General features: G+C 30.4%; 11 protein-coding genes and 2 riboswitches. All 11 genes read right to left on the bottom strand.

Translation table 11 applies throughout. From position 1 onward, the window contains the following. A complete protein-coding gene (locus H2684_RS06560) occupies window positions 1-1,488 on the bottom strand; it encodes a cobyric acid synthase (protein WP_182088598.1) in 1,488 nt (495 codons plus the stop codon). Window positions 1,489-1,608: 120 nt separating this feature from the next. Continuing rightward, window positions 1,609-1,788: riboswitch (cobalamin riboswitch) on the bottom strand. A gap of 55 nt (window positions 1,789-1,843) precedes the next feature. After that, window positions 1,844-2,569 (bottom strand): ABC transporter ATP-binding protein, encoded by a 726-nt coding sequence (locus H2684_RS06555; protein WP_182088597.1) that lies wholly within the window; start codon window positions 2,567-2,569, stop codon window positions 1,844-1,846. A gap of 5 nt (window positions 2,570-2,574) precedes the next feature. Continuing rightward, window positions 2,575-3,372, bottom strand: coding sequence for an energy-coupling factor transporter transmembrane component T (locus H2684_RS06550; RefSeq protein ID WP_182088596.1), 798 nt, complete (start codon window positions 3,370-3,372; stop codon window positions 2,575-2,577). A gap of 150 nt (window positions 3,373-3,522) precedes the next feature. Then, a complete protein-coding gene (locus H2684_RS06545; RefSeq protein ID WP_182088595.1) occupies window positions 3,523-4,077 on the bottom strand; it encodes an NUDIX hydrolase in 555 nt (184 codons plus the stop codon). Window positions 4,078-4,125: 48 nt separating this feature from the next. Further along, window positions 4,126-5,571 (bottom strand): PLP-dependent aminotransferase family protein, encoded by a 1,446-nt coding sequence (locus tag H2684_RS06540; protein WP_182088594.1) that lies wholly within the window; start codon window positions 5,569-5,571, stop codon window positions 4,126-4,128. A gap of 104 nt (window positions 5,572-5,675) precedes the next feature. After that, complete coding sequence (locus H2684_RS06535; protein ID WP_182088593.1) at window positions 5,676-6,503, bottom strand: MetQ/NlpA family ABC transporter substrate-binding protein; 828 nt, start codon at window positions 6,501-6,503, stop codon at window positions 5,676-5,678. 78 nt (window positions 6,504-6,581) lie between these two features. Continuing rightward, window positions 6,582-6,681: riboswitch (SAM riboswitch) on the bottom strand. A gap of 45 nt (window positions 6,682-6,726) precedes the next feature. Then, on the bottom strand, window positions 6,727-7,635 hold the full coding sequence (locus H2684_RS06530) for a D-alanine--D-alanine ligase (protein WP_182088592.1): 909 nt from the start codon (window positions 7,633-7,635) through the stop codon (window positions 6,727-6,729). 106 nt (window positions 7,636-7,741) lie between these two features. Further along, window positions 7,742-8,806 (bottom strand): glycoside hydrolase family 130 protein, encoded by a 1,065-nt coding sequence (locus tag H2684_RS06525; protein ID WP_182088591.1) that lies wholly within the window; start codon window positions 8,804-8,806, stop codon window positions 7,742-7,744. A gap of 40 nt (window positions 8,807-8,846) precedes the next feature. Then, on the bottom strand, window positions 8,847-9,788 hold the full coding sequence (locus H2684_RS06520) for a DUF1861 family protein (RefSeq protein ID WP_182088590.1): 942 nt from the start codon (window positions 9,786-9,788) through the stop codon (window positions 8,847-8,849). Window positions 9,789-9,895: 107 nt separating this feature from the next. Continuing rightward, window positions 9,896-11,059, bottom strand: a complete 1,164-nt coding sequence (locus tag H2684_RS06515) for an iron-containing alcohol dehydrogenase (RefSeq protein WP_182088589.1) — start codon at window positions 11,057-11,059, stop codon at window positions 9,896-9,898. Window positions 11,060-11,209: 150 nt separating this feature from the next. Then, on the bottom strand, window positions 11,210-13,195 hold the full coding sequence (gene tkt, locus H2684_RS06510) for a transketolase (protein ID WP_182088588.1): 1,986 nt from the start codon (window positions 13,193-13,195) through the stop codon (window positions 11,210-11,212). Window positions 13,196-13,488: the final 293 nt, after the last annotated feature.

Genomic DNA, 13,488 nt, shown 5'->3' with positions numbered 1-13,488 from the left:
TTACATCTCCTGATTTCCATTTTGGGATCTTATAATTTGATATATAAATTTCATATCTATATTTTTTCTAACTATATCTGCCAACTTGTCAATTTGTTCTTCTCTGAATTTTCTATAATCTAAAGATTTTTGAGTTTGAAGACCCTTTTCAATTCTTACTTTATTTAAAATATATTCTCTAAAATCTGGAGAATCAAAAACTCCGTGAATATACGTTCCCATAATATTACCTTTTAAATTTACTGCTCCATCATCTAAATTAACTTTATTTCCATTTTTATCTACTATTTTGAAAAGTGGCATGGCTCTTTTCCCATATTTGCAGATTCCCATATGAATTTCATATCCATAAACAGATATATCTTTATTTTTAGCTTTTACTCTAGTTGTAACTTTCTGTTTTTCAAGTATTGTATCTACATCTAAAAGTTTCATTCCTTGAATCTTTTCTGAGTCACTTTCAACTCCATATGGATCCTTTATAGAATTACCAAGTATTTGATATCCTCCACAGATTCCAATCAAAATTCCAGTTTTTGAATATTCCTTTATGCAATCTTCAAGTCCAGATTCTCTAAGCTTTATAAGGTCATCTATAGTATTTTTGCTTCCTGGTATAATTACTATATCTGGATTTTTAAATTCCTGCTTTGAACTTATAAATCTTACAGACACATCTTTTTCATTTTTAAGTGCATCAAAATCCGTAAAATTAGATATGTGTGGAAGTTTTATAACTGCTATATCGATAGCACTTGTAATTTTTCTGTTAAAAGAAATAGCACCATCTTCATCCTCAAGATTCAAGTTAAAATACGGTATTACTCCTGCACATGGAACTTTTATAATATCATATAGCATATCAATTCCAGGTTTAAGTATATCTAAATCTCCTCTAAATTTATTTATTAATGTACCTTTTACTCTATTTTTTTCTTCATTTTTAAGCAATAACATAGTTCCAGCAAGAGATGCAAATACACCTCCCTTGTCTATATCGCCTACTAATATAACAGGAGAATTTACACTTTCAGCTAGTCCCATATTTACAATATCCCTATCTCTCAAATTTATTTCTGCAGGACTTCCTGCCCCCTCTATAACAACTATATCAAATTTTTCCTCTATACTTTTAAATTGTGATTTTATCATTTCTTTAAATTTAAATTTCATATTGTGGTATTCCATAGCAGTTGCATTTTTATACACCTTACCATTTACTATTATTTGGCTCTTTTTATCTGATGTAGGTTTCAAAAGTATTGGATTCATATAAACTTCTGGTTCTAAACCCGCTGCATAGGCCTGAAGCACTTGAGCCCTTCCCATTTCTCCACCACTTAAAGTAATATAGGAATTCAATGACATATTTTGAGATTTAAACGGACATACACTATATCCATCTTGCTTAAATATTCTACAAAGTGCCGTAACTATTATACTCTTTCCTACAGATGATCCTGTCCCCTGTAGCATAATCTTTGCCATAATAACAAATCCTCCTCAAAATAAAATAAGAGCAAGAAACCTTAAAGGTTAGTCTGCTCCCATTACAAAAACGACACATGCCGTAATAATTCATGTTAAGGAACTTTCCCTCCGAAAGTTTACTTAAAATAAATTCCAGGCAGGTCTCCTGACTTATGAATCATCCTAATCTTAAAACCTTCCTTATAAATTAAAGTGGTATAAAAAAAGATTCGTCATCAATTACAGTAGCGGGGGCTGTTGTGGATTTTAACCACATTCCCTTTTCACCAATTAGGCACCTGGATTTATGAATATTTACTTTTATCTTGAGTATATTATAACATATATTTTATGTCAATGAATATAGTCATAATCACTTTATATTATTTTCTTCTAAAAACTTCTCATCATTTATTACATTTTCATATAGATCATCTCTTATTATTTCATGATTTTCTGAAAATACCAAAGCTCTTTTAAAAATACCCTTTGTATATTCAAAATCGTGAGTTGAACAAATTATAGTCTTTCCTGCTAAATTAAGTTTTAAAAGAAGTTCTCTTAAAAATTTTTTTCCCTTTGGATCTATACCATTCATAGGTTCATCAAGTGTGAGAATTTCAGGATTAAGTGAAAGTACAGAAGCTAAAGCTACCCTTTTCTTTTCTCCTCCACTTAAATTGTATGGTTGTCTATGTTTCAAATCATAAATTTGAAGAAGCTCTAAACAGTCTTCAACTCTCTCTTTAACAATACTTTCTTCAAGTCCCATTTGTCTTGGTCCAAAAGCAATCTCTTCATACACAGTAGGAGAAAAAAGCTGTGCATCTGAATTTTGAAATAAAAACCCAATTTTTTTGTGAAATATCTTTGAATACCTGCTATTTTCAAGTTGTTTTTTGCATATATTAACTCCATCGAAATAGTATGTTCCATTATTCGGAAAGACTATACCGTTTATAAGTTTTAAAAGTGTAGATTTTCCGCTTCCATTTGCACCTATAAGTGCTACTGATTCCCCATCTTTAATTTTTACAGTAATATTTTTTATTGCTTCAACATCTTTATATTTAAAACTCACATTTCTCATATCTATCATCTAAATCATGCCACCCTCATGTAAAAATACAGTGCTATAATACCTATGCACATAAAACTATAGATCAAATCCACAAAAGTAATTTTAAACTTTGTAAAGTATGTATATTCTCCCGTAAATCCCCTACATTCCATGGCAGAATACATTTCACTTCCCATTTCATTTGATTTTAAAAATAGATTTCCCATTATCTTAGTTATAGAAGAGTACTTCTTATTATTTTTCCCAACGGATTTTAATTTTAGAGAATGAAACATATCAAGTGAAAACTCTCCTAATATGTAAATGTACTTTAAAGTTATATCAAATATAAATATAAATATATCCGGCACAAAAAACACCTTCAAAGATTTTGTTATATGACTCCATTTAGTAGTAGATGAAAATATATTTGCAATAATTATAGTTCCAAAAATCTTTAGTATAAGCATAATACTATTTATTAAATTTCCAAGTATAATAGATGGTATGAGCATTATTAATGTAAATACAGGCATTAAAATACTGAGGAAGAGTATATTTTTTATTCTTTCAGCATCAAGAGTGCTTAATAAAAGAAGAAAATATACATCTACAGCTGCAATATATATATAATTTCTTGAAAGAGATAAAAATACTATATTAAGTATCATAAACAGAAGTTTTAAAATTGGATTTACTCTATACATAAATCCACCTTTAAGCTTATCTATCCTTTTAATGCGAGATAGTATACCTAAAATTGAAAATATACTCTTATCTATAAATTTATCTGAATCATCTTCAGGTACATAGTCATCCTTTTTTAAAAGCCAATCTTTCAAAAGTATACACCCCTCTAAAAACAGTAATTATTTTTTATGTGTAAATAACGTAAAAAACACAATTAGAACTACAATTACTCCACATGCACTAATTATACTGCATATTATAATTAAATCTTTTACCATGTACCAATCATCTCCACAGCAACTTTAATTCCATTCTAATCCACAAAATATGTACCAACATCCAATTGCAACTGCTGTTCCATTTTTTTGCTGATCTTTTAAGAAACCCAAAGCATTATCTTTTTCAACTAGCATTACTTCTATATCTTCTTCATCTTCAAGGTGTTGTACTGGTTTTTTATTAGCAGGTACATTTTCGTCTACAGTTAAAGTTACCAATCTTACAGTATCTGATAAAAGGGCTGCATTAGAATACAAAATAGGGCTTACAGATTCAACTTCACCTAAGTATCCAGTTTCCTCCTTTAGTTCCCTTATTGCATTTTTACATACATCATCGTCTTCCATAAGTCCTGCTGGAAAGCCTATTATATAATTATCTATCATAGGTCTATACTGTTTTATAAACACATATCTATTTGATGGAATAAGTTTTGCAACCATAACTACAGTGTTCTTTGTATTTGTCCTATCTATTCCCTCCCATTTAAGTTTTTCATTTTTCTTTCCCAAATAGTTTATTTCTTTTAAAGATATCCAATTACCTTTATAAAGTATTTTTTCAGATAACTTTTTCATAAATTTCCTCCCTGAAATTTTATTTAGATAAGCTTAATCATAAATTTTTTAAATAGTCATCAATTTTTTTGCTTCTTCTCCTATTATTTTGAATCCCTTCTCTATATCCTCGTCCTCTGTCCTTGAGAATCCAAGTCTGAAAGTATCTTCACCGCTTCCATCTACATAAAACAAATCTCCAGGTGTAAATATAACATTTCTCTCGCAACACCTTTTAAGTAGTTTTCTCGAGTTTACACCTTTAATTTGAACAAATATATGAAGTCCTCCTTCACCATACACTTTGGCAAATGGAATATATTTTTTTACAAGCCCTATTGCAAGTTCATATTTATCTTTATAAAATCTTCTTGCTTTTTTAAGATATTTTTCAAAATTTCCTTCACTTAAATAATCATAAAATACTGCTTGATCAAGAAAAGATGTATGTATATTTCTACTCCTTTTTGCACTTTCAAGATGATCTATGAGTTCTTTATCTGCAAGAATCCAGCCTATTCTAAGTCCTGGAAATAATATTTTTGAAAAACTTCCTATATAAATCACACTATTTCCCTTTCCTGCAAGTGCTGCAATTGGTGATACATGGTCGCTTAAATATCTAAGTTCCTCATTAAATCCATCTTCAATAATAGGTACATTATATTCTTTAAATATATTATATATCTTGGTTCTCTTATAAGGCGACATTACAATTCCTGTTGGATTATGATATGATGGTATAATATAGGCTAATTTAAAATTGTTTTTTCTCAGTTTTCCTTCTAAATCAGAAATATCTATTCCGTCTTTTTCCATTTTTATTCCCTCTATATTCAATTTATGGAGTTTCATAATTTTTATAGCAGTATTATGAGTTGGATTTTCACATATTATACTGTCTCCTTCATTCATAAGGCAGGAAAGTATAATATCAAACCCCTCTGTAAATCCATTTGTAATAAGTATATCCTTAGAAGATATATCTATTCCTTTATTTTCCATATACTTCATTAAATACTGTATAAGAGGTCTATATCCCTTTGCATATCCGTAGTTTAATATTTTGCCACTTTCTCTAGATATACAATTTAAAAATGCCTTTTTAAAATTTTCCACATCAAATAATCTATCATCAGGAGCTATGCTTTTAAATGATATCATACCTTTTTCCCACTTGATTTCACTTTTTATTATATCTAGATCCTTACACTCTTTTCCATATAAACTTACACGTTTTTCCCAATCAACATCCCATTTCTCTTGAAAATCAACTTTTACATCTGCAACAAATGCACCTTTTCCCTTCTTCATATATATAAGTCCTTCATCTCTTAAAAAATCATAGGCATATATTACTGTATTTCTACTTACTTTCAATCTAGAGGACATTTCTCTTGTAGATGGCAGTTTTTCACCACCGGCAAGCATTCCTCTAAGTATCATATTCTTTATATAATCCTTTATCTGAATGTATACAGGACTTTTATTATCTACCTTTATATCAAAAAACATAAATTCACCTCTTTATATATTTTTACACAAAACTTCACATAAATAAAGATGATGCACTGTATAAATTTACAATACATCATCTTTATTCATAAATATGTTTTTGTTTAGAATGATGGAATTATACTTCCCTTGTAATTATCTTCTATAAACTCCCTTATTTCCGATGAAGTTGCAGCTTTTACAAGTGCCTTTACATAAGCCTTATCTTTATCCTCTTTTTTTACAACAATTACATTTGCATAAGGTGAATCTTTAGATTCTATTGCCAATGCATCCTTTGTAGGATTTAGATTTGCCTGGAGTGCATAATTTGTATTTATAACTGCAGCATCTACATCTGACAAAACTCTAGGAAGTTGAGGTGCATCAAGTTCTGTAATTTTTAAATTTTTCTTGTTCTCTGTTATATCAGTTTTTGAAATAAGCTCACCATCTTTAACTTTTATAAGTCCAGCTTTTTGTAATAATTTAAGTGCTCTAGATCCATTAGTAGCATCATTTGGTATTGCAATTTCTGCACCATCTTTAATATCATCTACGCTTTTAATTTTATCTGAATACAATCCCATTGGCTCTAAGTGAATCTTAGCTACAGAAACTAAATCAGTTCCATTTTTCTTGTTATAATCATTTAAGTATGGTATATGTTGAAAAAAGTTAGCATCTATTTCTCCAGATGCAAGTGCCTTATTTGGAGTTACATAATCATTAAATTCTTTTATTTTAAGTTCATATCCTTCTTTTGCCAATATAGGTTTTACTTTTTCAAGTATTTCTTCATGAGGCTTTGGAGATGCTCCTATTGTTATTTCCTTTTTGCTATCATCTGATGCACTGTCAGTTGTACCTGATTGATTTCCACAACCTGATAATAGTCCCAAAATAAATACTGAAGAAAATATGACTGCGACTGTTCTTTTGATATTTTTCATAAATCTTTCCCCCTAAATAATATGTTATAAATAAAATAAAATCCAGGAAAACTCCCGGATTTAAAGACTAAAATAATTTTCTCATCTTTCAGCTTCTGCTGCAGGAGTTAGCACCAATGTATAAAATACTGGTTGCCGGGTTTCACAGGGCCAGTCCCTCCACCACTCTTGATAAGTGTATTCAATTATCTAAAACAATGTAAAGATTATACCATTGAACTGTTTATTTTGTCAATGTATTTTTAGTAGAATACTCAACTATTTTATCTAAAAGCTCAGTATAAGATATTCCAACAGCATTTGCACTCTTTGGGAAAAGACTGTTTGCAGTCATTCCTGATAGTGTATTTAATTCAAGCACATAAGGTACATTATCTTTAATAATAAAATCCACTCTAGCATATACACTACATTTTAACACATCCCAGCACTTTCTTGACATATCTTCAACCTGTTTTTGTAAATTTTCTTCAAGTTCCACTATTATCTCCTCAGAAGCACCAGCTGTATACTTTGCTTTATAATCAAAAAAACCTGACTTAGGCTTTATAGCTATAATTGGAAGAGTCTTTCCGTTAAGCATGCAACAGGTAATTTCATCACCTTTTATATACTCCTCAATCATAACTTCTTCATCATATTTTAGAGCCTGAACTACTGCATCTTCAACATCTTCTCTTTTATTGATTATACTTGTTGCCACACTAGATCCACCTGAATTTGGCTTTACAACTACTGGATATCCCATTTCATCTAGATAATCGTAATCTATTTCACCTATGTCTTTTACACATATCCATTTTGCAGTATTGATATTATTACTCTTTAACACCTTTTTTGTCATATCCTTATCCATGCATATTGCACTTGTAAGTGGCCCACATCCTGAATAAGGTATATTCAAAGTTTCAAGAACAGATTGAACTGTTCCATCTTCACCAAATTTACCATGAAGTGCTATAAAAGCAAAATCTATATCAGTTGTTTTTGTTATTATATCCTGTTTTTTATCTATGATTATTGGAACTACAGTATATTTATTCTTATCAAAGAATTTTACTATTTCTCTTCCAGAAGCTAAAGATATTTCCCTTTCAGAAGATACTCCTCCCATAATAACTCCTATTTTCATATTAATCCTCCACAAAAATTATTAAGCTGCATTTATAATTATATTTTACTCCTCAATTAATATAAAAAAAGAGCCACCTAATAGGAGTTTTAGATGCTCTGTGGTTCTAAATACAAAGTGTACTTAAAATATCATCAATACTAGATATTGCAAGGCCAATGGAATTATCAGATGCACCATAATATATATAAAGTTTTTCTCCAACTTTAACAGCACCACAAGGGAAAACTACATTAGAAAAGAAACCATTTTTCTCATACTCCTCACAAGGCTCTAAAATTGGTTTTTTGCTCCGTGCTATAACTTTTTCAGGATTGTCTAAATCTAGTAAAAGTGCTCCCATAGAATATCTGTCATTCTTATCTACTCCATGATAGATTTCAAGCCATCCTCTATCTGTTCTTATTGGTGGCACTCCTGCACCTATTTTTTTAGAATCCCAAGAATTATCTCTAGTTTCTGCAAGTACTTTGTAATTTCCCCAATCAATTAAATTCTCAGATTCTGCTATCCATATTATTGGTTTTCCAGTACTTTTAGAAACTGGCCTATTAAGTGCAAAGTACTTTTTTCCTATTTTCTCAGGGAATATAACTACATCTTTATTTTCTGTATCAAATATATTTCCCAATTTTTTATAGTTTACAAAATCACGAGTTTCAGCAAGCTTTACTACTATTCCATATTTAGATACTGCACTGTAGGTAATATAGTACTTATCATCTATTTTGGTTATTCTTGGATCTTCTACTCCAAAACTTTCATATTCATCTTCTGGAAATATAAATGGATCACTGTCTATATTGAAATTTATTCCATCTCTACTTCTTGCAATTCTTATATGTGACATTGATGTAAGGTACTCAAAATCACAACTACTTCCTACTCTTTTTACTGTTCTAGAATCACTAAAATCAAATTCACTATTTTTCTTATTTAAAGTTATCACTTTTTCAGACTTGTCTTTACTATCTACATATGGAACTTTTATATAATTTTCATCAACACTTTTAACTCTTTCAGCTACTCTCATTAAAAGGACTATTTCATCTTTATATTTTGTAGCTCCAGGATTCATAACTCCAACAACTTCAAGGTCTTTTATTGAAGTTGTTGGAGTTACATCTTTACAGGTGATAATAGGATTGAATTTACATCTCTCTATATTCATTTTTTTCCTCCTTATCCCTTAATATCTAAATTCAAATAATTTAAAGACTATTTTCATCATTTTTATTCATATATTTATAAAAAGGATTATCTATTTCAAGTGTCTGTGCCTCAATGTCACTTATACCTGCATATAAAACAGCTCTTTTCCCATGAAAACTAAGTCCTCCACTGAATACTACATCATAAAGTGTAGCATTTTTACTAGGCCCTGGCAAGAAGTCACTTCTTTCTGCAATTATAGAAACATCTTTATATTTCATAGAGTTAATATCCAAAACAAAAGTCATTGGATAATAGTGTTTCATACCTAATTCATCCATTTTAGCTATATGACCTAGCAGTCCTATATTATTTTCATCAATTGGATAAATACTGTTTATTCCTCCCCATTCTTCATCATTGAAAAAATCGCTCAAAATAGGAGCATCCTCAATTGCACCTTTACTCAAATCATTTAATCTGTCTATTTTTATAAATCCTATTTTACCTCTTCCACCTTTTGATCCCTGTGGCCTTGTAAGTATGCCTATACTTCCATCTTTTAGTTGAGTTATACGAAGATCTTTCATTCCATCAGGTCCTACAAAAAAAAGCTTTAAATTGAAAATATCTTTTCCTTTATATATTACAGTTCTCCATATTAAATTATTTGGATTGTTTATATCCTTAAATACTTCAACTCCACCTACTATGAGTTCATTATCTATTCTAGTAAAAAATGGATCTTCAAGTTTCATAACTGGAGATTCTATTATATGACACCATGCATCTTTATATTTTTCAAAAAATGATACCATTGAGTCATTTTGAAATCTTGACTCTACTCTTCCTGCTATAATTGTTCTACCTGAATGAGTAAATGGTGCAGTTATATTATAAACATCTTTATTAAATATACCTATAAATTTCATTCTTTTAGGTATCTTTTTAGTTTTTTTCTTTCTATACTCCTCTAATAAATTATCGCAAGTAATTAACATCTAAAATTACACCTTCCTAAATTAATTTATAAGTTATCTTGTATTTATATTATATACAATTATATTATGATAAACCCCCACTTATTTTTAGAGTGGGGGAAATAAACTTAAAGTGCTGCTTTATATATTTTTACAATATCTTCTTTAGAAAGAGGCTTAAATTCACCTATCTTACCATTTTTAGTGAGGTTTTTGGCCATTTTCTCAATATTTTCTTCTCCTATATTTACATCTCTAAGTCTAGATGGAAGTCCTAACTTATTGAAAAACTCTCTTGTCTTTTCTATAGATTTATGTGCTATTTCAAATTTATCTTCACTTCTATCAATTTTCCATACATTTACACCATAATCTACAAAGTTATCAACTGTATTTTCATCTAATACATATTCCATCCAATAAGGCGTCAATATTGCAAGTCCCACACCATGTGTAATGTCATAATATGCACTTAATTCATGTTCCATAGGATGTACACTCCATCCTTTTACTTTTCCATAAGTCAAAAGTCCATTTATAGCAAGACTTGAAGCCCACATTAAGTTTGATCTTGCTTCATAGTTATTCGGCTCTTCAAGTGCAATAGGCCCATATTTTATACAAGTAAGTAAAAGTGCCTCTGCCATCCTATCTTGCAAATAAGTTCCTTCCCCGTTGTTAAAATATATTTCTAATATATGACTCATTATATCTGCCGTTCCAGATGCTGTCTGTCTTTTTGATACAGTATAGGTATATGTAGGATCAAGTATAGAAAATTTTGGAGCAATATATGGACTGTTAGTTGCAAGTTTTTGCTTAGTTTCCTCATTTGTAATTACTGCAAATATGTCCATTTCAGACCCAGTAGCTGCTAAAGTTAAAATACTTGCAATAGGAAGTGCTTTTTTTATCTTTGATGAATCCGCTACAATATCCCATGGATCTCCACCATAATAAAAACCTGCTGCTATCACCTTAGCACAGTCAATTACGCTTCCTCCCCCAATTGCTAGTATAAAGTCTATTCTATTTTCCCTACATATCTGAATACCATCTCTTACACTTGATATTCTTGGATTTGGATCTACACCGGAAAGTTCCCAAAATTTTATCTTACTTTCCTTTAAAAGTTTAACAGCAGCATCGTATATTCCATTTTTTTTAATACTCCCTCCTCCATACACAAGAAGTACTTTAGAACCATATTTCTTTATATTTTTTGCCAAAACACTTATCTGTCCTTTTCCAAAAAAAATCTGGGTTGGAATTGAATAATGGAAATTAATCAAATCTAAACATCTCCTTTTTATAAGGCTCATTATAGATAAAACATTCTATATAATCTATTTTATAATATTTTATACTACTCAGTAGTATAACACAAGTAACCATAAGTAAAAATTATACTCATGGTTACTTGTAAAATGAACTCTATTAAACTATTTTAAAATTTTAAGTGCTTTATCTACTACATTTTCAACTGTAAATCCAAATTCTTTAAATAATGTAGCTGCAGGTGATGATGCTCCAAAATGATCTATTGATACAATATCACCATCTAATCCAACATATTTATACCATCCAAATGAAGATCCTGCCTCTACTGCCAATCTTTTTCTAACGCTTTTTGGAAGTACACTTTCTTTATATGCTTCATCTTGTTTTTCAAATACTTCAAAAGAAGGCATACTTACAACTCTTGCATCTACACCCTTTTTATCGAGCTCCTCTGCTGCTTTATAAATAAGTTCTACTTCAGATCCAGTTGCCATAAGTATTATATCAGGAGTTGATTTTTTAGAATCTTTAAGTATGTATCCGCCTTTTAAAGCTCCAATTCCCGTTTCCTTATACAAAGGCAAGTTCTGTCTACTAAGTACAAGACAAGTTGGTCCATCAGCTTTTGTAAGTGCATAATCCCATGCTGCAGCTGTTTCTTTTGAATCTGCAGGTCTGAAAACTGTCATGTTAGGCATACTTCTAACTGCTGCAAGTTGCTCAATTGGTTCATGAGTAGGTCCATCTTCTCCTACTCCTATACTATCATGAGTAAGAACATAAACAAGTGGCAACTTCATAAGAGCAGACAATCTCATTGCACCTTTCATATAATCACTAAATACAAAGAAAGTTGCTACAAATACTTTTAATCCACCATAAAGCACCATTCCATTTCCTATAGAAGCCATAGCATGTTCTCTTATTCCAAAGTGAATATTTCTTCCTGATCTATTTTCCTTTGAAAAATCTCCTTCACCATCCATATAAGTCTTATTAGATGGAGCAAGATCTGCAGATCCTCCTATTAAATTTGGCATTATTTTATCAAGTTTATTCAATATTTTACCTGATGCGGCTCTTGTTGCCATAGGCTTATCGAAATCCCATATCTCTTTTTCAGTATCTAAATCGACTGGAAGCTTTCCACTTAACCAATTATCCAACTCTTTGGAAAGTTCAGGATATTTAGCATCATAGTCTTTTTTAAGCTTTTTCCATTCATCTTCTTTACTAGCTAACTCTTCTATTTTTTCATTCATAAACTGTTTTACTTCATCCGGTACATAGAAATCTTCTTTATAATCCCAACCCAAGAACTTCTTTGTAGCTTTTAAATTTTCTTCTCCTAAAGGTGCACCATGAGCTGCAGCTTTTCCTTGCTTTTCAGGACATCCGTAACCTATTTGAGTTTTTACTATTATTGCACTTGGCTTATTTTTCTCTTCTTTTGCTTTTTTTATAGCTGAATCTATTTTATCTACACTTGTTCCCTCTTCAACCTTCAATGCCTGCCATCCGCATGCTTCAAATTTCTTTGCTACATCTTCTGTAAATGCTATGTCTGTGCTTCCCTCTATTGTTATGTTATTGCAGTCATATACCAATATAAGTTTCCCAAGTCCAAGCTGTCCTGCAAGTGATATAGCCTCTAGTGCAACACCTTCCATAAGACATCCGTCACCAGTTAGCACATAAGTGTAGTTATCTATTATGTTAAATCCAGGCCTATTGAACTTAGATGCCATAAACTGCTCTGCCATAGCCATTCCTACTCCATTTGCAACTCCTTGTCCGAGAGGTCCTGTAGTTGTTTCCACGCCTATAGTGTGACCATATTCTGGATGACCAGGTGTTTTACTTCCCCACTGACGAAAGTTCTTTAGATCATCCATGGATAATCCATATCCAAATAAATGTAAAAGTGAATAAAGCATTGCTGAAGCATGACCTGCTGAAAGTACAAATCTATCTCTTCCAATCCATTTAGGATCTTTAGGGTTATGCTTCATATTCTTAGCCCAAATTGCAAATGCTTCTGGAGCAGCTCCCATTGGAAAACCTGGATGTCCTGAGTTTGCCTTCTGAACCATTTCCGCTGAAAGTATTCTTATGTTGTTTACTACCAAATTTTCTATATTTTCCATATACTTCTCACTCCTCGTTTTGTTTAAAAGTTAGCTATTACTTAAATTTTATTAGCACCCAAAACACAAACTATCTTTGATATACCTATTATATTGTACAAAAGTTTTATATTATATTCAACCTAATTGAATTCAATGTTTATACTACTTATTTACTAAATAATGATACACCATTAGATATTTTTATTTTATACATAATATATAATTGCACATTTTTAAAATATATTCTATCTATATTCTATATTATATTTTTAAATAACATATTAATATATTAAAATTTTTAATAGTAATAT

Origin of the sequence: Clostridium sp. cel8, assembly GCF_014050525.1 — a bacterium.
GTDB lineage: Bacteria > Bacillota > Clostridia > Clostridiales > Clostridiaceae > Clostridium_B.
Note: the sequence above shows the minus strand (reverse complement) of the source record. Positions and strands in the feature narration are given on the sequence as shown.